Genomic DNA, 21,362 nt, shown 5'->3' on the forward strand with positions numbered 1-21,362 from the left:
TTCGCGGTGGGCGCGGCGCACGGCGCGTGGCAGCGGCGGTGCGTGCGTTCGCGGGCGGAGGGCGTGCGCACTCGGTCACGGCGCCGATCGCGAACCGAGCAGCGTCCCACGGACCGTCGCCGCGCGGCCGTCCGTATGCCCATGCACCGGCCGCGGCGGCCGAGTTCACCCCGGCGGCACCTCCTACTGGCCCCCTGGCCGCTCCGTCACCGACACTGGCCGAATGTGTCTGCGTACCGCGGCCCTCGCCGCCACCTCCGTGACGTTCGCCGGTGCCGCGGCCCTCGCAGCAGGGCGGTACGCCGCCGACGCGGCGCTCCGCCCCGCACGCCCCGGCACCTCCCCGGGACGGGCGCAGCTGCCCGCGGGTTTCGGCGGGCCTCCGCTGACCGTGCACACCGTCGGCGACGGGCACGTCTCGCTCACCCGCTCCCTGACCGCGCAGCTTCCGGGCGTCTACGGGCTCGTCGGACGTGACTGCCACGCCGTCGTGGGCCCCGTACTGGACGGCGAGCCCGCCAAGGCGCCCGCCGACACCGTCGTACGCCGGCTGGAACGGGTCGACCGCGGTGAACTCAAGCCCGGCAGCAGGGTCTGGCTGACGCCGCAGATCTACGCCGACGATGCAGGCGGGCCCGCGGACGCCTCGGACGGCACCGGGGGAACCGGGGGAGCCGGGGGAGCCGGGGGAGCCGGCACCGGAGGAGAGACCGGCACAGGGGACGACGGCCTTCCGCTCCGTACCGCGGTCCAGGTGCCCGGCGATCTGGGCCCGCTGCCCGGCTGGTTCGTCCCCGGCACGCGTGACACCTGGGTCGTCACGCTGCACGGCCTCGGTGCCACCCCCGCACAGGCGCTGCCCCTGCTTCCCTTCTACGCCGGGCTCGGTCTGCCGGTGCTCGGCCTCGCCTACCGCGGCGACGCCGGTGCGCCGCCACCGCCCGACGGCGTGCGGCACCTCGGCGGCACCGAGTGGCGGGACGTCGAGGCGGCTGTCCGCTACGCCGTGGAGAGCGGTGCCCGCCAGGTCGTGCTGCACGGCTGGTCCAGCGGGGCGTCGATGGCGCTGAGCGCGGCGGAGCGGCTGAGCAGCCGCCGCACGGGCGCCGACGCCGGTACCGAGGCCCGTACCGATGGCGACACCGACGCTCATACCGGTGCCCGTGCCGACGACGGAGACGGCACGCACGACGGCACCCCCGACGGCACTCCAGATCCGGCCGCCGTCGGCAGGATCGCCGGTCTCGTGCTCGACTCGCCCGTACTGGACTGGTGGGCCGCGGTGCGCGCGCTGGCCGCCGCCCGGCACACCCCGCGGGCGCTGCTGCCCCTGGCCGTACGGGCGGCACAGGGGCGCGCACATGTGCAGGAGCCGGAGCGGATGCGGCAGCTCGTGGACCCGGCGGCGCTGGACGTGCCGGTGCTGGTGCTGCACGGACCGGACGACACCGTCGCCTCCTGGCAGCGCTCCAGGGAACTGGCCGAGGCCGGCGGGGTGTCGGTGGATCTGCACGTCGTTCCCAGCGCACCGCACGCGGCCATGTGGAACGCCGACCCCGAGGCGTATGAGGACCGGGTGCGCCGCTTCCTCACGCCTCTGATGTGACGGCCCTGATGTGACGGCCCTGATGTGACGGCTCGCGAACCCTGATCCGGACACCGCCCGGCAAGCGCTCGGCAGACCGGATGGAAGCGCTGCCATCGACACCTGCCGGCAGCCGCGACGCCGACCCGATTCGGCGTCTCAAATGCCCGTCGCTGCCCGGAATTCCACCCCGCCCAGGGAAGTGGATTCGTTAATTCCGCACCCCCGTTTGGGATTTGCGCCGCAGACCGTGAAGACTGCTCCTGTGACGCCGTCCCGTACCCCGCGAGACAACCCGCTCCGCCTCGTCCCCACGCGGCCGATCGCCGCGGCCCGGCGCACCGTGACCGCCCGTCGCGCGCGCCCGTCCCCGCCGCCCCCCGAGGGGCTGCCGCCGCGCGAGCAGCTCGCCCGGCAGGCCAGGGCCGCGCTCGCCGACGCCGTCGTGCTGGCGCGCTGGGCCGAGCGCCACGAGGCCCTGCCCGGCAGCGGCCCGGAGCGCGAGCGGGCGGCGGCCGCCCTGCGGATGCCCGCCGAGCAGGTACGCACCCACTGGGACCGCGCACGCCTCGCGGGCCTCATCGAGCTGCACGGCGGCACCGCACGCCCGGGCTGGCGGCTGCGAGCGTGGGAGCGCGACGACAGCGCCGTGCTGCGCGGCTGGATGGCCCTCTTCGACGCGTGGTCGCTCGCCTATCCGGCGCCGACCCCGGCGGACCCTGCGCTCGTGGCCGAAGTCGTCGAGGCAGCACCGCAGTTGCTGTCCGTGATGCATCTGACCGCCGGCCCCGTCACCTTCCCCGCGCTGCACGACCTGCTCGCCCAGCGGGTGGCCGAGCTGCGCGCCGAGCGCGACTCCGCCGACGAGGTCCCCGCCGCGGAAGGCGGCACCGACACCGCTGCCGCGAGCCCGAGTCGCCCCGAGCAGTCGGAGCAGGCCGAGCAGGTGCTTCTGCCGGGCCTGCTCGACTGGGCGCTCGACGGCTTCGCCGCCGTGGGCGCCCTGACCCGCTGCACCGACGAGGGGTCCCTTCGCCCGGCCGGCGCCGTGGCGGAGGCGGCGCCGACGGCGGCGGACGGCACGGCCCTGCGGGAGGGCTCCGCGGTGCTCACCCCCCTCGGCAACTGGGCGGTGTGGACGAAGCTCGAGCAGATCTGCGTCGCGGCCCAGAGCCCCGCCGGGAACATCGAGCAGTCCGCCCAGGACATGCTCCGCGGCTGCGCACGGCTCACCCCCGGCCCGGCACGCGACGAGTACCGCGCCTGGATCGCCGCCCGCTCCAACGGCACCGCGATCACCGAACTCCTCGCCGCCGCCCGCGGCGAGGACGCCCTCATCCGCGGGCTCGCCTTCGAAGCGCTGCGCGTCGTCGGCGCCCCCGCCGAACCGGCCGTAAGGGAAGCGGCCGAGGAGCCGCATCTGCGCCCGTACGCACTGCTCTGGCTCGCCGAGCTCGACGGAGTCGACCCCGAGGACCTCGCGGGCGGAGCGCCGGGCGTGCTCAGCAGGCAGGAGGCGACCTGGCTCTGGGTGGACACCGCGGCGGCGGTCACCGACCACGGTGAACAGCGGCTTCTGGTCGACCACTTGGAGACCGCCGTACAGGGCACAGTCCCCAAGCTGCTGGAGGAGGTGCGCGCCGTCGGCCACCCGCGCACGGTCCAGGTGCTGGTGGCCCTCGCGGCCGCGCACCCGGACCCGGCCCTCGCCAAGGCCGTGCGCCGCGCGGCGTTCCAGGTCCACACGGGCGGTGTCTGACCGCCCGCCGCAGCGACGCCCGCAGCCCGCGCCGCTGGGACGCCCGCAGCCCGGAGGCCCGTGAAGCCGAGGGCCGCCGCCCGGAGCCGGGCCGGGAAAAGCATTTGTGGCGCGCCGCTAGACTGGCCGCATGGCTGCTCATCCGATGCATTAGCGACGTACGTACGCGCCAGTCCCCGTCCGTACGTACGACCTGACCCTGCCTGGAGTAGTCCGTGATCACCGTCTCCGGCCTCGAGCTGCGCGCCGGCGCCCGCATCCTCATCGAGTCCGCGACCTTCCGCATCGCCAAGGGCGACCGCATCGGCCTCGTCGGCCGCAACGGAGCGGGCAAGACCACCCTCACCAAGTGCCTCGCCGGCGAGGCCACCCCCGCCGCGGGCACCGTCAGCCGCGGCGGCGAGGTCGGCTATCTCCCGCAGGACCCGCGCACGGGCGACCTCGACGTCGTCGCCCGCGACCGCATCCTCTCCGCCCGCGGCCTCGACGTCGTCATGCGCAAGATGCGCGAGAACGAGGACCGCATCGCGCACGGCCAGGGAGCCACCCGCGAGCGGGCGTTGAAGAAGTACGAGCGGCTGGAGACCGAGTTCCTCACCAAGGGCGGGTACGCCGCGGAGGCGGAGGCCGCCACCATCGCCGCCAGCCTCGGCCTGCCCGACCGGGTCATGGGCCAGCCCCTGCACACTCTCTCCGGCGGCCAGCGCCGCCGCGTCGAGCTGGCCCGCATCCTCTTCTCGGACGCCGACACCCTCCTGCTCGACGAGCCGACCAACCACCTCGACGCCGACTCCGTCGTCTGGCTGCGGGACTTCCTCAAGACCTACCGCGGCGGCCTCGTCGTCATCTCCCACGACCTGGCCCTGATCGAGACCGTCGTCAACCGGGTCTTCTACCTCGACGCCAACCGCTCCGCCATCGACGTCTACAACATGGGCTGGAAGCAGTACGTCGTCCAGCGCGAGGACGACGAGAAGCGCCGCAAGCGCGAGCGCGCCAACGCCGAGAAGAAGGCCGCCGCCCTCAACTCACAGGCCGACAAGATGCGGGCCAAGGCCACGAAGGCGGTCGCCGCCAAGAACATGGCGCGGCGCGCCGAGAAGCTGCTGTCGGGCCTGGAGGACGAGCGGCAGTCCGACAAGGTCGCCAAGCTGCGCTTCCCCGACCCGGCGCCCTGCGGCAGGACGCCGCTGATGGCCGAGGACCTCTCCAAGTCCTATGGCTCGCTTGAGATCTTCACCGGCGTCGACCTCGCCGTCGACAAGGGCTCCCGCGTCGTCATCCTGGGCCTCAACGGCGCGGGCAAGACCACGCTGCTGCGCCTGCTCGGGGGAATCGAGGACCCCGACACCGGCAAGGTCGTCCCGGGCCACGGCCTCAAGCTTGGCTACTACGCACAGGAGCACGAGACCCTCGACCCGGACCGCACGGTGCTGGAGAACATGCGCTCGGCATCACCCGACATGGACCTCGTGGACATCCGCAAGACGCTGGGCTCGTTCCTCTTCTCCGGCGACGACGTGGACAAGCCGGCCCGCGTCCTGTCCGGCGGCGAGAAGACACGTCTCGCGCTCGCGACCCTCGTCGTCTCGTCGGCCAACGTGCTGCTCCTCGACGAGCCCACCAACAACCTCGACCCGGCCAGCCGTGAGGAGATCCTCGGGGCGCTGCACACCTTCACCGGCGCCGTCGTGCTGGTCACCCACGACGAGGGCGCCGTCGAGGCGCTGGAGCCGGAGCGCATCATCATGCTCCCGGACGGCGTCGAGGACCTGTGGAACGACGAGTACGCCGATCTCGTCGCCCTCGCCTGACGACCGCTGCCCGACCGGCAGTTGACCGGTGCCCGGCCCTCGCCGGGCCGGTGTCCGCCGGTGCCTGACCGGCCGGCGCCGCTGCGCGGTCCCCGCCGACGCCTCCCGCCCCTTCTTGATCAATCTCTGCTGGATCATTCGGCCGACGCTTGATCCTTCATATGAGTGAGGGCGGCTCGTACCCCCGGCGTGGCCGCCCTCGGGGATCACGAACCTGTGGCAGTCGTCCGGGATGCGGGCTCCGTGACGAAGATCTCCCTCCCTGACCTGGAATTTCGCCGATGCCCGGCCGGGGACCGGGTAAATCCGGCCACCTAAATCACGGGTTCCGGCGGCCACGGGCCGTAGTCCGGCGGTCACGGCACTTCCACGGACCTTGCCGAATGGGTGGCCAGAAGCAGGGGGAGGGGTGATCATGAGAGTCACAAAGCGCACTTCCCATGAGGAGGCACGGGTGGCCGAGACTCTGAAGAAGGGCAGCCGGGTTACCGGCACCGCGCGCGAAAAGCTCGCGGCAGACCTCAAGAAGAAGTACGACGGCGGCGCGAGCATCCGGGCGCTGGCCGAAGAGACAGGTCGTTCCTACGGTTTCGTGCACCGGATGCTCAGCGAGTCCGGTGTGGCCCTGAGGGGTCGAGGCGGCGCGACACGAGGCAAGAAGTCGGCCTCTGCCTGACGGGCCTCGGTCTGACAGGGCTTCCAGGCATCCCTCCCGGTGGTTACTCTTCGGTTACTTAGCCGCTGAGTAGCCACCGGAGGATGTCGATGACCCTGCTGGACAAGGACGGCGTGCGTCTCGCCGTGGACGGCGCCGTGGCCACGGTCACGCTGTGCAACCCGGCCAAGCGCAACGTCCAGTCGCCGGCGCTGTGGCGGGCACTGGCGGAGGCCGGGCGCTCCCTGCCCGGTGATGTGCGGGTCGTGGTGCTGCGCGCCGAGGGCAAGTCCTTCTCGGCGGGCCTGGACCGGCAGGCGTTCACGCCCGAGGGGATCGACGGCGAGTTGTCGTTCGTCGATCTCGCGCGCGCCTCCGACGAGACCGTCGACGAGACGGTCGCCGGCTTCCAGGAGGCGTTCACCTGGTGGCGCCGTCCCGACGTGATCAGCATCGCCGCCGTGCAGGGCCATGCCATCGGTGCGGGCTTCCAGCTGGCGCTCGCAGCGGATGTACGGGTGTGCGCCGACGACGTCCAGTTCGCCATGAAGGAGACCAGCCTCGGGCTCGTTCCGGATCTGACCGGCACACATCCGCTGGTGGGTCTTCTCGGGTACTCCCGTGCGCTGGAGATCTGCGCGACCGGCCGCTTCGTGCACGCGTCGGAGGCGGAGCGCACCGGCCTCGCCAACCTCGTGGTCGCTGCGGCGGAGCTGGACGGTGCCGTCGCCGATCTCTCGGCCGCGCTGCTGGAGGCCCCGCGCGATGCGCTCATCGAGACGAAGGCGCTGCTCCAGGGGGCGCCGGGGCGTACGTACGACGAGCAGCGCGCCGCCGAGCGTGCCGCGCAGACGCGGCGGCTGCGCGATCTCGTGGGGGCCGGCGACTGAGTCCGGCAGGAGTCCGGCAGAAGGCGGGCCGGGCGGTACGGATCTGAACGAGCGCGGTCCGCTTCCGTAGGCGGTGGCGGTGCGCCGGCCGTCACCGGCCCGCGGAGTCGATCGCCCCGACCAGCACGGCGACGGTCACCGGCGCACCCGGCTCCTCCGCGTCCCACGCGGCCGCCTTCCCGGCCGCGTGCCGTACCGCCCGCGCCACGTCCAGGGCCCTGGAACCCTCGGCGACCGCGAGCTGGATCCGGAGATGTCTGCCCGTCGTCCGGCCGTTCCCGTCCGTGGTGCCCGTGACGCTCACGGCGTCGGCGGGCAGACCGCCGTGCGCCGATCCCAGCACGGGGGCGAGCCGCGTCACTCCCGGTACGGAGATCACCGCCTGTGCGGTGGCGGTGCCCCGGGGGTCGTCCGCGGGCGCGGGCGGATGCTCGGCCGGGGGGCCGCCGGGGCGGCGGCGCTCTGAGTACGCGCGGTGCCATGGACCGTCAGGGGCGGCCGAGGCGCCGCCTCTGGTGCCTCCGGAGAAGGCACGGTGGCCGTCGCGCCCACGACCGTCCTGCCCGTGGCCGTCGTGTCCGTTCCCGCCCTCCAGCAGATCGGTGACCCGCAGGTCCGCGGACACCACCCGCAGCCCCAGCTCCCGGTCCGCGGACCTCAGCAGAGCGCCACGCAGCAGCTCCGCCATCGTCGTCAGCGGCGCGTGCGGAGCCGAGGCGAACTCGGCGTCGATGTGCAGCGGACCGGGAGGCAGCGCCGACGGCGGCGGAGGTACGGCGGGGGCCCCGGCGCCGTCCGGATCCGCGAGACAGAGCCGCAGGCCCGAGAGGCGCACGTCCGGCAGCGACTCCGATACGGCTCTGCGCAGCACCGCCACCGCCGCGCTCTCCACGAGCCACGCTCCGTCCGCCGCGTCCCCGAGGGGCAGCAGCCGGCCGAGCCCGAGCTGCTGCCGTACCGCCCGTGACAGCCCTTCGGCATCCATCGAGCCACGCTCCGTCCTCTTGCGAATCGGTCCGGGGGCCCTGCGCGGCGAAAGGCGGCGGGCGGCGGGCGACGGCGCCATGCACCCGGACGGGCCGAGAACCCAGGTTTACCCGGCCGATCGCGTACGTACGAGGCGAATCGGTGCGAGCAGCCCTAATGTGGCACAAGAGCGGTGATTCCGGACCGCTTCCTTCTCGGAAAGGGGCGAAGGCCATGGCGGACACCAAGACCGGCAACCGTTTCGAGACCCCCGGACAGGGGTCGCGCATTGCCTCACGCGACGGAGCAGGGGAGTCCAGGCGGCCCAAGGAGGACGCCGGCAGCCGCGGACGTACCACCATCTCCGACGGCGTCGTGGAGAAGATCGCGGGCCTCGCGGCACGCGACGTGCCCGGCGTGCATGCGCTGGGCAGCGGCATGGCCCGCACGTTCGGGGCGATGCGCGACCGCGTGCCCGGCGGCGGCAGGTCCCCTGCGCGGGGCGTGAGCGCGGAAGTCGGCGACATCCAGACGGCGCTCGATCTGGAGATCGTGGTCGAGTACGGGGTCGCCATCGCCGACCTCGCCCGTTCCGTACGGGAGAACGTCGTCTCCGCCGTCGAGAGGATGGCGGGCCTGGAGGTCGTCGAGGTCAACATCGCGGTCAGCGACGTCAAGCTGCCCGACGAGCAGGAGGAAGAAGGAGAGGAGTCGGGCGGCGGCCGCGGCAGAGTGCAGTAGCGGCGGCACACCACCCCGGCACAGATGCGTACTGAGCGAAGGGGCTCACGATGACGATGGCCGTGATCGGCTTGATCGCAGGGATGGCGCTGGGCTTCGCCGGATATTTCGGCGGGTTCGGCGCCTTCCTGCTCGTGGCGGCGCTGGGCGGGTTCGGCTTCGTCGTGGGCCGCTTCCTCGACGGTGACCTGCGAGCGGAGGACTTCTTCCGTATCCGTGACGAGAGCCGCCGCAGATGACGGTGACCGGGCCCGGGACGGGGCCGGTCCGGTGACCGGAGAACGGGGCGAGGCGGAGCCGGCAGCGGCGGCCGGCGAAGCGGAATCCGCCGCGGGTTCCGGCGCCGCGGAGCCCGCTACCGCGGAACCCGCTACCGCGGAACCCGCTACTGCCGAACGCGAGGGAGCGCAGACGGAACTCGGCGAGACCACCGTGTTCGAACGCGTCGTGGCCAAGGTCGCGGTGCAGGCCGCGCGTGAGGCACTGCGCTCCGGGTCAGCGGCCCGCAAGGTGCCGTCGGGGCCCGCTCATTGGCCCCGTGCATCCGCGAAGCTGCGGAACGGGACGGCCCGGGTCCGCGTGCTCGTGGAGCTGGGCTACCCTTCCGACATCGGCGCGCAGTGTGCTGCGGTGCGTCGACAAGTCGCTTCGCGGGTAAAGCAATTGGCCGGCATCGATGTGCCGGAGGTGGCCGTGGGCGTGGAGCGGCTCCACTCAGAGCAGCTGGACGGCGAGAGGTCCGGGAGGGTCCGGTGAGCGACGAGCGCACCCAGCGGCTGCCCACGCTGGAGAAGGAACCGGCGCCGCACACGGCCCGGGAGGCGACCGCGGCAGACCTGGAACAGACGACGTCCGCGGCCGGCTACGGTCCGGCCGACCGGCCCGAACAGACGGGCCGCACGGGGCGGTTCTGGTCCGTACGGCGCCTGCCGGCGGGCATCGTGGCCCTGCTCGCCCTCGCCGCTGCGGGATTGCTCCTCTACGACCTGGTGTCGGTACGGGCGGGCAACTCCGCCATGGCCTGGCGCCGCACCCTCGCCGACGAGATGGCCACGACCCCCGTGGACGACCCCAAGGTCCTCGCCTCCGCCTGCGTCGTCGCACTGCTCGGCGTGTGGCTGATCACCCTGGCCGTCACGCCCGGCCGCCGCGGGCTGCTGCCGATGCGTGAAACGGCAGGTGCGCGGGCGGGGTTGGAGCGTACGGCCGCCGCGCTCGTGCTGCGTGACCGCGCCATGCAGGTGTCCGGAGTGCAGTCGGTGCGCGTCGCCGTGGGACGGCGCAAGGTCAGGGCGCGTGCGCGGGCCGGCTTCAGGGACCTGCACGACGTACGCGGAGATCTCGACTCGACCCTCGGCGACGGCATCCGGCAACTCGGCCTGGCGCGACAGCCGGGCCTGTCCGTACACGTCGAGCGCCCGAAGAGGAGGTGAGCGGGATGGACGGAGCCCTGCGGAGCGTCAACCGCGTACTGCTGGCACTCGCCGGCCTGCTGCTGCTCGCTCTCGGACTCGCGGCGCTCGTCGGCGGGTTCGACCTGCCGCGGCACTGGAACTTCGACATGCCCTCGGGCTGGCCCTGGGCCAGGGCGGACGACGTGCTGCTGTCCGGCACCGACCGGACCAAGTGGCGCGACGACAGCTGGTGGTGGCCCGCGGTCTTCGCCGGGCTGGGCCTGCTGGTGATCCTCATGCTGTGGTGGCTGCTCGCGCAGCTGCGCAGGCGCAGGCTCGGTGAGGTGCTGGTCGAAAGCGGCGACGGGGAGGGCGCGTTGCTGCGCGGCCGGGCGCTGTCCAACGTGCTGGAGGCCGAGGCGGCGTCCCTGCCCGGGGTCGACAAGGCCGCGGTACGGCTGACCGGTCGGCGCACCGCACCGCGTGCCTCGGTCGAGCTGATGCTGTCGGCACGTGCGGAGCCGGGCCCTGTGCTCGGACGCGTCTCCGGCGAAGCGCTGGAGAACGCACGGTCGTCCGCGTCGCTGGACGCGCTGCCCGCGGAGGTGCGGCTGCGCACGGTCAGGCACCGCCCGGAGCGCGTGATCTGACGGCGCGTACGGTCTGACGCTGCGTACGGTCTGACGGCACGTGCGGCGAGGCCGTCCGCCAAGGTCCGTCGGGCGGGGGCCGGTTGACCTGGTCCTCTTGGGGCCCGACTGAGGTCGCGTGCGCGACGCGGTGCCCGTCCGGCGTGGAGCTTTCCGATCGCCGCGGGCCGCCGCCCGGTGCCGTCTGCCGCCGGTCCTCCGGGAGCGGTCAGAAACCCCGCCTGGCACCGCCGTCGACGGGCAGCATCACGCCCGTCAGATACGACGCCGCCGGTGACAGCACGAACGCTGCCGTACGCCCGAACTCCTCCGGGGTCCCGTAGCGGCGCAGCGGGATCGCGGCCTCGTTGCGCTCGCGTGCGGCGTCGCCGTCGCCGGAGAGCGAGTCGAGGTAGTGCAGCCGCTCGGTGGCGATCCGGCCCGGCGCCAGCCCGAGCACGCGGATGCCCAGCGGCCCGGCCTCGTTCGCGAGCGTCTTCGCGAAACCGGCCAGGCCCGGGCGCAGCCCGTTGGAGAGGGTGAGCCCCGGGATCGGTTCGTGCACCGAGCCGGAGAGCACGAAGGCGATGACGCCGCCCTCGCCCAGCTCGCCCGCCGCCGTACGCGCCAGCCGCACCGCACCGAGGAAGACCGTCTCGAACGCGGACTGCCACTGCTCGTCGGAGAGCGAGTCGGCCGGTACGCCGGCGGGCGGGCCCCCGACGCTGATCAGCACGCCGTCGAAGCGCCCGAAGCGGGTCTTGGCCGTCTCGATGAGGCGCTCGGCCGTGTCCGGCGCGGCGTTGTCCGCCCCGATGCCGACGGCCGATCCCGCACCGAGCTGTGCGGCGGCCTCGGTCGCGGCCTCATCCGTACGGCCCGAGACGACCACCTTGGCTCCGTCGGCGACGAGCGCTTCCGCCGTGGCGAAACCGAGCCCGCGGGTGGCGCCGGTGATGATGTAGACGCGGTCCTTCAGCCCGAGATCCATGGCTCACAGTGTGCGCCACCGTTCGCCTGCCTGCGCAGGCAGGGTCAGTCCGCGGGGGAGGAACCGCTCATGGGTGCGCCCGTCGGCGTCCGGTGCGCGGCGGACGTGCCGGTCGCCTCGCCGGCCTCGGTGGGCTCGGGCGCCTCCGTCGCCGCGGCCGCCTCGGTCGGTGCCGGCTCCTGCGCGGGCCCTTCGTCGGCCGGCGCGGACTCCGGCCCCTCCGGACCGTCGGCGCCACTCGTCCCCGGCGCCGGCACCGCCGGGCCTCCGGTCGCATCCCCTCCGGATACCCCGGCGGAACTCGCGGCCGAGTCCCCGGCGGAATCCCCAGCCGAGCCCCCGGCGCAACTCCCGGCCGAACTCCCGGCCGAGTCCCCGGCCGTGCTCTGCGCCAGCCGGTCCCGCCGTTCGCGGCGCACCAGCACCACCCAGCCGAACGGCACCCCCGCGGCGAACAGCCACCACTGCACCGCGTACGCCATGTGCGGCCCGATGCTGCTGTGGTCCGGCTCGGGGATCCGCTGGGGGTGCGCGCCCGCAGGCTGCGGCTTCATCGCCGTCAGTTCGAGATAGCCGCGCAGCACCGGCCGGTGCAGCGTCCCGGCCTGCTTCCGGCTGTCGATCAGCATCACCTGGCGGGGCGGCAGGCCCCGCTTGTCCTTGATGCCGCTGGCCTCGCTCGTCTCGTCGGCCATGACGCGGCCGGTGACGGTGACCTGGCCGCGCGGCGGCGGTGGCACCTTCGGGAAGCGGGTGAGGTCGCCGCCCGCCTCGATCCAGCCGCGGTTGACCAGCACCGCCCTGCCGTCGTCCTGGATCAGCGGTGTGACGACGAAGTACCCGATGGACTTCTGGTCGGCCGCCGTCCGCTGCCGTACGACGACCTCGTGTCCGGTGTCGAATCGGCCCGTGGCCTTGGCCGTACGGAAACGGTCGTCCTCCGCGGGCTCCCGCCCCGTGCTGCTGAGCCGGTCGAAGGGCACGGGCGCGGCGGCGAGGCTGGAGGAGATCAGCTCGTTCTGCGCCACCCGGGACTCGTGCCTGTGCAGCTGCCAGAAGCCCAGCTTGATCATCGCCGGGATGAGGGCGAGGCCGAGGAGGGTGAGGATCACCCACTGCCTGGACAACAGGAAGCGGTACACGTCTGACGACGGTACTCCCCGGCCGTCACCGCTCGGATGCTGGGGCCACGTCGCCCAGGAGCCGTCCGAAGGTCTCCTCGTCCAGCACGGGGGTGCCGTGCGCCTTCGCCTTGACCACCTTCGTGGTGAGGGAGCCCGGATCGTTCGTGACCAGCAGGCTCGTCAGGCTGGAGACGTGGGAGGAGATGTGCAGCCCGGCCTCGGTGGCCCGGTCCTCCAGCAGCTCGCGGTCGACCGAGGTGTCTCCCGAGATGGCCACGCGCATGCCCTGCACGAGGCGTCCGCCCGGCTCGTACCGCCCCGGGTTGGGATACGGGCATGCCGGCCGCTTGCGAGGCCGGCGCCAGCCGTGCCCGTACGGCCGCGGACCGCCCGGCCCCCAGCCGTGCCGCACGCCCCGGAAACTCCTGCCGCCGCCGTCGCCGTACGCGCCTGCCACGTCCGGTCCCTCCGGCCACTCGGCCAGCGGGCGGCAGGCGTTCAGCGGCAGCCGCACCTCCTGCTGGACCGCGAGGTGCAGGCTCGGCCGGAACGCCTCGGCCAGCACTCGCGCGTCGTCGAGCGCGTGGTGCGCGCGCCGCTGGGACACGCCGTAGTGCGCGGCGAGGGATTCCAGCTTGTGGTTGGGCAGCGGGAGCGAGAGCTGCTTGGAGAGGGCGATGGTGCACAGCCGCTGGCGCACGGGCGGCGTGCGCCGCGCGCGTGCGTACTCCCTGGCGATCATCGACCAGTCGAAGACCGCGTTGTGCGCGACGAGGACACGGCCGTCGAGCCGGGTGGCCAGATCGTCGGCGATCTCCGTGAACAGCGGTGCGTCCGCGAGGTCTTCGGAAGTCAGGCCGTGGATCCAGGTGGGGCCGGGATCGCGCTGCGGATTGACCGTCGAATACCAGTGGTCCTCGACCTCGCCCCGTGCGTCCAGGCGGTAGACGGCGGCGGAGACGATGCGGTCGTGGCGGGCGAGGCCCGTGGTCTCGACGTCGACCACGGCATAGCCCTGCGGATAGCCGTCGGGCCATCCGCACTCTGCTCCGGAAGAGACGGCCGGCGCCTGGGCGGGGATACGGGCGGCTGCCGCCGCCCCGTCCCCGGGCTCCTCACCCGGGGACGCCGTCTGGTCTTCGAGCATGGTCACAGAGAATACGGGGCGCCACTGACAGTGCCCGAACGGGCCGTCAACGCCCGTGTGCGCGAGGCGCGTTCGGGCCCGGACCGTACCCCGGTAAAGGGCTTCCGAGGCGGCGCGAAGGGGACGAGGACCACCGGACGGGACGAAGCGGCGCGCAGACCTGACGGTCACTCATTTTATACTTGTCGGTAACAACCCCTAGCGGGGGCGGCGTCCGGCGCTTACCTTGCTGACATGCCGTCTCAGTTGCCCGACGTCGTACTGTGGTCGATACCCGCCTTCATTCTGCTCACGGTGCTCGAAATCGTGAGTTATCGCTTTCATCCGGACGAGGACTCCGCCGGGTACGAGACGAAGGACGCCGCCACCAGCATCGGAATGGGTCTCGGCAGCCTCGTCTTCGACGCCCTGTGGAAGATCCCGATCGTGGCGATCTACGCGGGGATCTACGAACTGACGCCGCTGCGCGTGCCCGTGGTGTGGTGGACGCTGCCCCTGATGCTGCTCGCGCAGGACTTCTTCTACTACTGGTCGCACCGCGGGCACCACGTGATCCGCATCCTGTGGGCCTGCCACGTGGTGCACCACTCCAGCCGGAAGTTCAACCTGAGCACCGCGCTGCGCCAGCCGTGGACCACCTGGACCGTCTGGCCGTTCTACGTGCCGATGATCGCGCTCGGCGTGCACCCGGCCGCGCTCGCGTTCTGCTCTTCGGCGAACCTCGTCTACCAGTTCTGGATCCACACCGAGCGGATCGGGAAGCTGCCGCGCCCGGTCGAGTTCGTCTTCAACACGCCCTCGCACCACCGTGTGCACCATGCGTCCCAAGGCGGCTATCTGGACCGGAACTTCGGCGGCATCCTGATCGTCTGGGACCGGCTCTTCGGCTCGTTCACGCCGGAGACCGAGCCGTGCGTCTACGGGCTGACGAAGAACATCGCGACGTTCAACCCGCTGCGTGTGGCCACGCACGAGTACGCCGCGATCGGACGCGATCTGCGTGCGGCGCGCAGCTGGAACGAGCGCGCCGGAAGGGTCTTCCGCGGCCCCGGCTGGGCGCCGGTGGAGCCGTCCGCGGCGGTCGCCAAGGCCACGGGGGCAGCGGGGGCCACAGGACCCGCAGAGTCCGCGGAGTCCGCGGACTCCGCGGAGTCCACGGCGGCCCCCGCGCGGACCAAGGAGCCGGAGCCCGCGGACATGCGGGAGGCCGGGCCGCCCGAGCAGCCCGGCCCCTCGCCGGCGGACTCCCCGGCACCGCGCGTCACGTCCTGACCCGGAGGTCAAGAGGCGGCGCGGGCACCGGAGTTCATCCGGCCTCAGGTGCGCTTACTTCTTCACGGCCGCGAGGGCGTCCACGATTCCGTGGCCGTAGAAGCTGTTGTTGCCCTTGAGGCCGGTGCAGTCGGCCTTGTACGTGCCCTTGCCGTCCGGGTCGTACTTGTCCGGGCAGGCAACGCTCTTCGCCTGGGCCTTCAGCAGCCAGGCGATCTCCTTGGGGGAGGAGTCGGGGTGCTTGCTCTTGAGCAGCGCCGCGACTCCGGCCACCTGGGGTCCGGCCATCGAAGTGCCCTGGAGGTAGGCGTAGTCGCCGTCGGGCATCGTCGAGAGGACGCCGCCGTCCTTGGCCGGCTCCTTCGGCGTCTGGTAGCGGCGGTCGCCGCCGGGTGCCGCCAAGTCGATCTGGTCGAGGCCGTAGTTGGAGAAGTAGGACTTGCCGTCCTCCGCGCCCGTGGAGGACACCGACGTCACGCCGGGCAGCATGCTCGGCACGTCGGGGCACTCCGCCGGGTCGACGGTCCGCTCGACCGGCTTGCCGTCGTCGGGACTCGTGTCGTCCTTGATCTCGCTCGCGGCGAGGTCGTGTGAGGAGTTCCCCGCGGACGAGACGGTGGTGACGCCCTTGTCCGTCGCGTACTTCACGGCCCTGCCGACGGCGTCCGCGATGGCCTTCTGATCAGGGTCGTCGGAGCAGTTGTAGAGCCAGGGGTCCGTGTAATAGCTGTTGTTGGTGACGTCGATGCCGTGGTCGGCCGCGAACACGAAGGCGCACACCACCGCTTCGCTGAAGAAGAGCGACGTCTTCGGCTCGGAGACCTTCAGGGCGGCGACCTTCACGCCGGGCGCGGTGCCCGCGACGCCGACTCCGTTGCGCGGGGCGGCGATGATGCCCGCGACATGCGTGCCGTGGTAGTCCTCGGCGGGGTCGAAGGGCCGCCAGGCGCCCGCCCCGGTGTCGGCCTTGCCGCCGACGCAACTGGCCGACTGCGCCGCCGAGAAGTTGGCCTTCAGGTCGGGGTGCGTGTCGTCGATGCCGGTGTCGATGACGCCGACGGTGACGTCCTTGCTGCCCTGGTCGATCTTGCTGGCCTTGTCCGCCTTGATGGCCCGCTTGTCCCACTGGAGGGACTCCAGCGGCTCCTTGCCGTCCGCCTCGGCCTTCGCCTTCGCCTGGGCGCCGGTGGCCGACGCGGGCACCTTCAGGTACTTCGGCTTCCCCACGTCAGTGGTGCCGGCGGCTTCGAGCGGAGCGGTGCGGGTGGCGCCCGCCGACTCCACGCCCTTCACCGAGCGCATCTCCTTGCCGAACTTCGCGTTCGTGGAGTGCGCGACGATGACGCCGATCTGTGCGTATGCGGTGACGACCTTGCCGTCCGCTTTCGCAATCTCCTTCTTCACGCGCTCTACGGTGCCGGCGTCCGTCTCGGTGTTGACGACGTAGCTCAGCTTTTCCCCGTCCTTCTTCGGGGTTTCGGGGGTGTCCTGACCGCTGGCCACGGCGGCTCCCGCCAGCCCGAGCGAAGCCGTCAGAACCAGTCCCAGCGGGAGCGCAAGTCTTCGCCACCGCCTGGAAGGCTGAGAATCCATGGGATCTCCATGTTGTCCGAAGTTGACCACAGAGATGGGAACTTAGCGTCGATCGGTGCCCCTCAGCAACGGAATCCCGAGGAAGGTTGGGTTTGTCTTCGATAACTCTTCCGTGATTCAACGACGTCCCCCTGTTGCTGCCCCCTGTGAAGATCTACGCTTCGCGGCACTGCACTGCTGGTAACCACACCCCGACCTGCTCACTTTCCTCACCGAAAACCCACATCGACTGGAGTCAACGTGGACTCAGCACCCGAGAACGAGAGGTCCGCGCCACCGGACGGCACGGACTACGCGCAGGTGCAGCAGAGTGCGGAGTTCGGAGAGCTGCGCAGCACTTTCCGGTCATTCGCATTTCCCCTCACTCTGGGCTTCATCGCCTGGTACCTGCTGTACGTGCTGCTGTCGAACTACGCCGGCGGGTTCATGGCGACCAAGGTCGCCGGCAACGTCAACGTCGCCTTCGTCCTGGGTCTCGCCCAGTTCCTGACCACCTTCGTCATCGCCTGGTGGTACTCCCGTCACGCCGCGGCCAAGCTCGACCCGAAGGGCGAGGCCATCAAGAACCGTCTGGACGGTGAAGCATGAGCCTCACGCACTCGCTCGCCCCGGCCACGGGGCAGGTGCAGCTGGCGGCCGCGGGCGCAAGCCAGCACCGCACCCTGATCGTCACGCTCTTCATCGTCTTCGTCCTGCTCACGCTCGGCATCACGGTGTGGGCCGGCCGCAAGACGAAGGACGCCACCGACTTCTACGCCGGCGGCCGTGAGTTCAGCGGTCTCCAGAACGGTCTGGCGATCTCCGGCGACTACATGTCGGCCGCGTCGTTCCTCGGCATCGCAGGCGCCATCTCGCTGGCCGGGTACGACGGCTTCCTCTACTCCATCGGGTTCCTGGTGGCGTGGCTGGTGGCCCTCGTGCTCGTCGCCGAGCCGCTGCGCAACTCCGGCCGCTACACGATGGGCGACGTCCTCGCGTTCCGGATGCGCCAGCGTCCCGTCCGTACCGCGGCCGGCATCTCCACGATCGTCGTCTCGATCTTCTACCTGCTCGCCCAGATGGTCGGCGCGGGCGCGCTCGTCGCCCTGCTGCTGGGCATCACCGGCGACACGGGCAAGAACCTGATCGTCGTCCTGGTCGGCGTCGTGATGGTGCTGTACGTGACGATCGGCGGCATGAAGGGCACCACCTGGGTGCAGATGATCAAGGCCTGCCTGCTCATCGGCGGGACCCTCGTCGTCACCGTGCTGGTGTTCCACAAGTTCCACTACAACCTCTCCAGCCTGCTCGGCGCCGCCGCGGAGAACAGCGGCAAGGGCGCGGCCTTCCTGGAGCCGGGTCTGAAGTACGGGGTGACCACGACCTCGAAGATCGACTTCATCTCCCTGGGGCTGGCGCTGGTGCTCGGCACCGCCGGGCTGCCGCACATCCTGATCCGCTTCTACACCGTCCCGACGGCCAAGGCGGCCCGCAAATCGGTGAACTGGGCGATCGGCATCATCGGCGTCTTCTACCTGATGACCATCGCGCTGGGCTTCGGCGCGGCGGCGCTGCTCTCGCAGGACACGATCATCGGCTCCGACAAGGCGGGCAACACCGCGGCACCGCTGCTCGCGCAGGAGATCGGCGGCGGCGCGGACTCGACCGGAGGGGCGATCCTGCTCGCGATGATCTCGGCCGTCGCCTTCGCGACGATCCTGGCGGTGGTCGCCGGGCTCACCCTCGCCTCGTCGTCGTCGTTCGCGCACGACCTGTACGCGAACGTCATCCGCAAGGGACAGGCGACCGAGAAGGAGGAGGTCAGCGCGGCCCGCATCTCCTCGGTCGTGATCGGCGCGGTGGCGATCGGCCTCGGCATCTTCGCCGGCGGGCTGAACGTCGCGGGACTCGTCGCGCTCGCCTTCGCGGTGGCCGCTTCGGCGAACCTGCCGACGATCCTCTACAGCCTGTTCTGGAAGCGCTTCACCACGCGGGGCGCGCTGTGGTCGATCTACGGCGGTCTCATCTCGTCGGTGGTGCTGGTGTTCTTCTCGCCGGTCGTCACGAGCAAGCCGACGTCGATGTTCCCCGACGCCGACTTCGCGCTCTTCCCGCTGGAGAACCCGGGGCTGGTCTCGATCCCGCTCGGCTTCCTGCTGGGCTGGATCGGCTCCGTCGTCTCCAAGGAGGAAGAGGCGGTCAAGAAGCACGCCGAACTGGAGGTGCGTTCGCTCACGGGCCACGGCGCGCTCTGAGAGACACCACGGCGACGGGACGCCATCGACTTCAACGAAGTGTTGAATGTCGGTGGCGTCCCGTACGCTGCGAAGCATCGGCACAACCGTGGGAAGGCCGCCACCAATGCTGCTCGACACTTACGGCCGGGTCGCCACAGACTTGCGCGTTTCGCTGACCGACCGCTGCAATCTGCGCTGCACGTACTGCATGCCCGAGGAGGGCTTGCAGTGGCTTGCCAAGCCGGAGTTGCTCACCGACGACGAGATCGTCCGCCTGGTCCGGGTCGCCGTGAGCGAACTCGGCGTCGAGGAAGTCCGGTTCACAGGTGGCGAGCCGCTGCTGCGGCCCGGGCTCGTCGGCATCGTCGAGCGCTGCGCGGACCTGCCGCGGCGCCCGCGGCTGTCCCTCACGACGAACGGCATAGGCCTGGAGCGTACGGCGGTCGCCCTGCGCGACGCCGGTCTCGACAGGGTCAACGTCTCGCTGGACACGCTCGATTCGGACGTCTTCCAGAGGATGACCCGGCGCAAGCGCCACGCCGACGTGCTGCGCGGCCTGGCCGCAGCGCATGAGGCGGGCCTGACTCCCGTGAAGGTCAACTCCGTTCTGATGCCGGGGCTGAACGACTCGGAGGCGCCCGAGTTGCTGGCGTGGGCCATGGCCCACGACTACGAACTGCGCTTCATCGAGCAGATGCCGCTCGACGCCCAGCACGGCTGGCAGCGCGACGGCATGATCACCGCGGCGGACATCCTGGAGTCGCTGCGCACCCGGTTCACCCTCACCACCGAGGGCGAGGAGGAGCGCGGCTCGGCGCCCGCCGAGCGCTGGATCGTCGACGGCGGACCGCACCGCGTCGGCGTCATCGCCTCGGTCACCAGGCCCTTCTGCCGCGCCTGCGACCGTACGAGGCTGACGGCGGACGGGCAGGTGCGCACCTGCCTCTTCGCCACCGAGGAGTCCGATCTGCGCGGCGCGCTCCGCTCCGGCGCCGACGACGGGGAGATCGCGGCGCGTTGGCGGCTGGCGATGTGGGGCAAGAAGGCCGGCGCCGGCATCGACGACCCGTCCTTCGTCCAGCCCGACCGTCCGATGTCAGCCATCGGCGGCTGAGGGCCCGGACCGGCCGCCGCTCTCTTCCCACTCGGCGAGGCGTACGACGTCCTTGAGGAAGCCCCGGATGTCCAGGAAGGACGACAGGTGCTCCCGGTGTTCGTCGCACGCCAGCCATGTCTTGCGGCGCTCGGGCGTGTGCAGCTTGGGGTTGTTCCAGGCCAGCACCCACACGGCCGGCGCGCGGCACCCCTTGGCCGAGCAGATCACGGTCCCGGGCCCGGCGGCGCCGCCGAGCGGCTGCGAGGGGAGGCCGGGAGAAGACGAGTTCGGAGAAGAAGACACGGTCCCCATCCAACACCCGGGCCCGGACGACAAGCGACGCCGGGCAGCCACGGGGGGAGCCGCCCGGCGTCGGTCTGTCGCTCCGACGGGGGATGCGGAGCGCTTATGAAGTATGGCACGGGGAGGCCCGTGAGGTGCAGCCGAACAACATGATTGATCTGAGCTTTTCTTGAGCTTTTACCGCCGCGCCGGCTTCCGTCCGGCCGCGAGTGCTTCAACTGCGGTCGCCCGAAGCCCCGTCGGGGGCCCTCCCGTCCGCTTCCGGTACGGCGTCGGAGGCCGTGAGCGCGGGCCGCTGGTGAGTGGGCACGAAGGCCGACGGCATCGAACTCGGGTTCTCCCGGCCCGCGTTGGCGACCACCACCGCCACGTACGGCAGCAGCGCGCCCACCACGAGAGTCACAACGGCCAGCGGACGCTCCACGTTCCACAGCAGCACGGTCAGCAGCACCGAGGCGGTGCGGATCAGCATCGAGATGACGTAACGCCGCTGCCTGCCGCGTACGTCGTCCTCCAGCGACTGACGGGCTCCGGTGATCTGGAAGACCTCGGCCTCGCGCCGCTTCCGCATCACTCTCACCACCTCACCCGGTGCCTGGTCGCCCGGCCTTCCGGCAGGGTCCGGCTTCTCTCACGGTACGCCTCGACTCGGACGTGTTCGAGAGCGGGCTGCTCTGTGGGGCGGACCGTGCGGCCTGCGACGGGACGCGTACGGCCTAGTCCGCAATGCGGCGTAGGCCCCGCGGCCCCAAGCTGGCGGCGCACGGTGCGGCGGGCACCGTGCGCCGCGCACGCGTGCTCCGGCAGGACTCGGAGGTCCGATGAACTGGTTGTGGGCGATCATCGTGGGACTCGTGCTGGGCGTACTCGCCCGCGCGATCATCCCGGGGCGGCAGGCCATCCCGCTCTGGCTGACGGTGGTCTTCGGTCTCCTCGGCGGAGTGCTCGGCAACGCCGTGGCCACATGGGCCGGCGTGGGCACCACGAGTGGCTTCGACTGGATCCGCCACGGCCTCCAACTCGGCGGCGCCGTACTGCTGGTGGCGCTCGGCTCGCCGCTGTGGGGAAGCATCAGGGGCAGGAACCGGAGGGGGCAGCGGGCCCGGATGTGACCGAGGCGGCCTGGGCGCGCGCCCGCACTCGGGCTGCCAGGAGCCGGGCCGCCCGCACCCGGGCCGTCCGCACCC

21 protein-coding genes and 1 pseudogene are annotated in these 21,362 nt (G+C 71.8%); 15 read left to right on the forward strand and 7 right to left on the reverse strand.

Going from position 1 to position 21,362, the window contains the following annotated elements; genetic code table 11:
• Positions 1-223 precede the first annotated feature (223 nt).
• The 5 genes from HCC61_RS19170 (at position 224) to HCC61_RS19190 (ending at position 6,703) form a co-directional block, all read left to right on the forward strand.
• The gene (locus HCC61_RS19170; protein WP_169136867.1) at positions 224-1,606 is read left to right on the forward strand and encodes an alpha/beta hydrolase; all 1,383 of its coding nucleotides are present in this window, start codon (positions 224-226) and stop codon (positions 1,604-1,606) included.
• Positions 1,607-1,850: 244 nt separating this feature from the next.
• Positions 1,851-3,344: a hypothetical protein gene (locus HCC61_RS19175; RefSeq protein WP_169136869.1), complete on the forward strand. Its 1,494-nt coding sequence runs from the start codon at positions 1,851-1,853 to the stop codon at positions 3,342-3,344.
• A 215-nt stretch (positions 3,345-3,559) separates the two neighbouring features.
• Complete coding sequence (locus HCC61_RS19180) at positions 3,560-5,158, forward strand: ABC-F family ATP-binding cassette domain-containing protein (protein ID WP_169136871.1); 1,599 nt, start codon at positions 3,560-3,562, stop codon at positions 5,156-5,158.
• 454 nt (positions 5,159-5,612) lie between these two features.
• Positions 5,613-5,834: a helix-turn-helix domain-containing protein gene (locus tag HCC61_RS19185; protein WP_028435537.1), complete on the forward strand. Its 222-nt coding sequence runs from the start codon at positions 5,613-5,615 to the stop codon at positions 5,832-5,834.
• Between the two features lie 89 nt (positions 5,835-5,923).
• Positions 5,924-6,703, forward strand: a complete 780-nt coding sequence (locus tag HCC61_RS19190; protein WP_169137044.1) for an enoyl-CoA hydratase/isomerase family protein — start codon at positions 5,924-5,926, stop codon at positions 6,701-6,703.
• 91 nt (positions 6,704-6,794) lie between these two features.
• On the opposite strand, the gene HCC61_RS19195 is transcribed toward HCC61_RS19190, so the two are convergent.
• Complete coding sequence (locus HCC61_RS19195) at positions 6,795-7,688, reverse strand: hypothetical protein (RefSeq protein ID WP_169136873.1); 894 nt, start codon at positions 7,686-7,688, stop codon at positions 6,795-6,797.
• A gap of 215 nt (positions 7,689-7,903) precedes the next feature.
• Here HCC61_RS19195 and HCC61_RS19200 point away from each other — a divergent pair, with 215 nt between their 5' ends.
• The 5 genes from HCC61_RS19200 to amaP all read left to right on the forward strand — a co-directional run bounded on the left by HCC61_RS19200 (position 7,904) and on the right by amaP (position 10,454).
• The gene (locus HCC61_RS19200; protein ID WP_169136875.1) at positions 7,904-8,410 is read left to right on the forward strand and encodes an Asp23/Gls24 family envelope stress response protein; all 507 of its coding nucleotides are present in this window, start codon (positions 7,904-7,906) and stop codon (positions 8,408-8,410) included.
• A gap of 50 nt (positions 8,411-8,460) precedes the next feature.
• Positions 8,461-8,649 (forward strand): hypothetical protein, encoded by a 189-nt coding sequence (locus HCC61_RS19205; protein WP_169136877.1) that lies wholly within the window; start codon positions 8,461-8,463, stop codon positions 8,647-8,649.
• Positions 8,650-8,842: 193 nt separating this feature from the next.
• Positions 8,843-9,166 (forward strand): Asp23/Gls24 family envelope stress response protein, encoded by a 324-nt coding sequence (locus HCC61_RS19210; RefSeq protein WP_346777284.1) that lies wholly within the window; start codon positions 8,843-8,845, stop codon positions 9,164-9,166.
• 20 nt (positions 9,167-9,186) lie between these two features.
• Positions 9,187-9,843, forward strand: a complete 657-nt coding sequence (locus tag HCC61_RS19215; RefSeq protein WP_206322726.1) for a DUF6286 domain-containing protein — start codon at positions 9,187-9,189, stop codon at positions 9,841-9,843.
• 5 nt (positions 9,844-9,848) lie between these two features.
• Positions 9,849-10,454: an alkaline shock response membrane anchor protein AmaP gene (gene amaP / locus HCC61_RS19220; protein WP_169136883.1), complete on the forward strand. Its 606-nt coding sequence runs from the start codon at positions 9,849-9,851 to the stop codon at positions 10,452-10,454.
• 208 nt (positions 10,455-10,662) lie between these two features.
• Here amaP and HCC61_RS19225 read toward each other — a convergent pair whose 3' ends face one another.
• The 3 genes and pseudogenes from HCC61_RS19225 to HCC61_RS19235 form a co-directional block, all read right to left on the reverse strand.
• Positions 10,663-11,424 carry an SDR family oxidoreductase gene (locus tag HCC61_RS19225; RefSeq protein WP_169136885.1) on the reverse strand — a complete coding sequence of 254 codons (762 nt, stop codon included), beginning with the start codon at positions 11,422-11,424 and terminating at the stop codon, positions 10,663-10,665.
• A 383-nt stretch (positions 11,425-11,807) separates the two neighbouring features.
• Positions 11,808-12,566, reverse strand: a pseudogene (locus HCC61_RS19230) (SURF1 family protein); the annotation flags it as partial.
• 25 nt (positions 12,567-12,591) lie between these two features.
• The gene (locus tag HCC61_RS19235) at positions 12,592-13,695 is read right to left on the reverse strand and encodes a DEDDh family exonuclease (protein WP_169136887.1); all 1,104 of its coding nucleotides are present in this window, start codon (positions 13,693-13,695) and stop codon (positions 12,592-12,594) included.
• Positions 13,696-13,929: 234 nt separating this feature from the next.
• Between HCC61_RS19235 and HCC61_RS19240 the strand changes: the two genes are divergently transcribed.
• Positions 13,930-14,967, forward strand: a complete 1,038-nt coding sequence (locus HCC61_RS19240; RefSeq protein ID WP_169136889.1) for a sterol desaturase family protein — start codon at positions 13,930-13,932, stop codon at positions 14,965-14,967.
• 54 nt (positions 14,968-15,021) lie between these two features.
• Here the strand turns inward: HCC61_RS19240 and HCC61_RS19245 are convergent, their stop codons facing one another.
• Entirely contained in the window at positions 15,022-16,560 is a 1,539-nt protein-coding gene (locus HCC61_RS19245; protein WP_169136891.1) for a S8 family serine peptidase, read from the reverse strand.
• A 240-nt stretch (positions 16,561-16,800) separates the two neighbouring features.
• Between HCC61_RS19245 and HCC61_RS19250 the strand changes: the two genes are divergently transcribed.
• The 3 genes from HCC61_RS19250 (at position 16,801) to moaA (ending at position 19,890) form a co-directional block, all read left to right on the forward strand.
• On the forward strand, positions 16,801-17,148 hold the full coding sequence (locus HCC61_RS19250) for a DUF485 domain-containing protein (RefSeq protein WP_169136893.1): 348 nt from the start codon (positions 16,801-16,803) through the stop codon (positions 17,146-17,148).
• Positions 17,145-18,794: a cation acetate symporter gene (locus tag HCC61_RS19255; RefSeq protein WP_169136895.1), complete on the forward strand. Its 1,650-nt coding sequence runs from the start codon at positions 17,145-17,147 to the stop codon at positions 18,792-18,794. Before HCC61_RS19250 ends, HCC61_RS19255 begins: the two co-directional genes overlap by 4 nt.
• Positions 18,795-18,900: 106 nt before the next feature.
• Positions 18,901-19,890 carry a GTP 3',8-cyclase MoaA gene (moaA, locus tag HCC61_RS19260; protein ID WP_169136897.1) on the forward strand — a complete coding sequence of 330 codons (990 nt, stop codon included), beginning with the start codon at positions 18,901-18,903 and terminating at the stop codon, positions 19,888-19,890.
• Here the strand turns inward: moaA and HCC61_RS19265 are convergent.
• Both HCC61_RS19265 and HCC61_RS19270 read right to left on the reverse strand, forming a co-directional pair.
• On the reverse strand, positions 19,873-20,100 hold the full coding sequence (locus HCC61_RS19265; RefSeq protein WP_169137046.1) for a hypothetical protein: 228 nt from the start codon (positions 20,098-20,100) through the stop codon (positions 19,873-19,875). The genes moaA and HCC61_RS19265 overlap by 18 nt on opposite strands.
• 289 nt (positions 20,101-20,389) lie before the next feature.
• Positions 20,390-20,746: a DUF3099 domain-containing protein gene (locus tag HCC61_RS19270; protein WP_169136899.1), complete on the reverse strand. Its 357-nt coding sequence runs from the start codon at positions 20,744-20,746 to the stop codon at positions 20,390-20,392.
• Between the two features lie 250 nt (positions 20,747-20,996).
• Between HCC61_RS19270 and HCC61_RS19275 the strand changes: the two genes are divergently transcribed.
• Entirely contained in the window at positions 20,997-21,287 is a 291-nt protein-coding gene (locus HCC61_RS19275; RefSeq protein WP_169136901.1) for a GlsB/YeaQ/YmgE family stress response membrane protein, read from the forward strand.
• The last annotated feature ends 75 nt before the right edge of the window (positions 21,288-21,362 follow it).

Origin of the sequence: Streptomyces sp. HNM0575 (assembly GCF_012726265.1) — a bacterium.
GTDB lineage: Bacteria > Actinomycetota > Actinomycetes > Streptomycetales > Streptomycetaceae > Streptomyces.

Coding starts and splice junctions, on each gene's coding strand:
- HCC61_RS19240 (WP_169136889.1), top strand. CDS start 13,930: ATGCCGTCTCAGTTGCCCGACGTCGTACTGTGGTCGATACCCGCCTTC.
- HCC61_RS19195 (WP_169136873.1), bottom strand. CDS start 7,688: ATGGATGCCGAAGGGCTGTCACGGGCGGTACGGCAGCAGCTCGGGCTC.
- HCC61_RS19245 (WP_169136891.1), bottom strand. CDS start 16,560: ATGGATTCTCAGCCTTCCAGGCGGTGGCGAAGACTTGCGCTCCCGCTG.
- HCC61_RS19190 (WP_169137044.1), top strand. CDS start 5,924: ATGACCCTGCTGGACAAGGACGGCGTGCGTCTCGCCGTGGACGGCGCC.
- HCC61_RS19205 (WP_169136877.1), top strand. CDS start 8,461: ATGACGATGGCCGTGATCGGCTTGATCGCAGGGATGGCGCTGGGCTTC.
- HCC61_RS19255 (WP_169136895.1), top strand. CDS start 17,145: ATGAGCCTCACGCACTCGCTCGCCCCGGCCACGGGGCAGGTGCAGCTG.
- HCC61_RS19200 (WP_169136875.1), top strand. CDS start 7,904: ATGGCGGACACCAAGACCGGCAACCGTTTCGAGACCCCCGGACAGGGG.
- HCC61_RS19235 (WP_169136887.1), bottom strand. CDS start 13,695: ATGCTCGAAGACCAGACGGCGTCCCCGGGTGAGGAGCCCGGGGACGGG.
- amaP (WP_169136883.1), top strand. CDS start 9,849: ATGGACGGAGCCCTGCGGAGCGTCAACCGCGTACTGCTGGCACTCGCC.
- HCC61_RS19225 (WP_169136885.1), bottom strand. CDS start 11,424: ATGGATCTCGGGCTGAAGGACCGCGTCTACATCATCACCGGCGCCACC.
- HCC61_RS19170 (WP_169136867.1), top strand. CDS start 224: ATGTGTCTGCGTACCGCGGCCCTCGCCGCCACCTCCGTGACGTTCGCC.
- moaA (WP_169136897.1), top strand. CDS start 18,901: ATGCTGCTCGACACTTACGGCCGGGTCGCCACAGACTTGCGCGTTTCG.
- HCC61_RS19270 (WP_169136899.1), bottom strand. CDS start 20,746: ATGCGGAAGCGGCGCGAGGCCGAGGTCTTCCAGATCACCGGAGCCCGT.
- HCC61_RS19275 (WP_169136901.1), top strand. CDS start 20,997: ATGAACTGGTTGTGGGCGATCATCGTGGGACTCGTGCTGGGCGTACTC.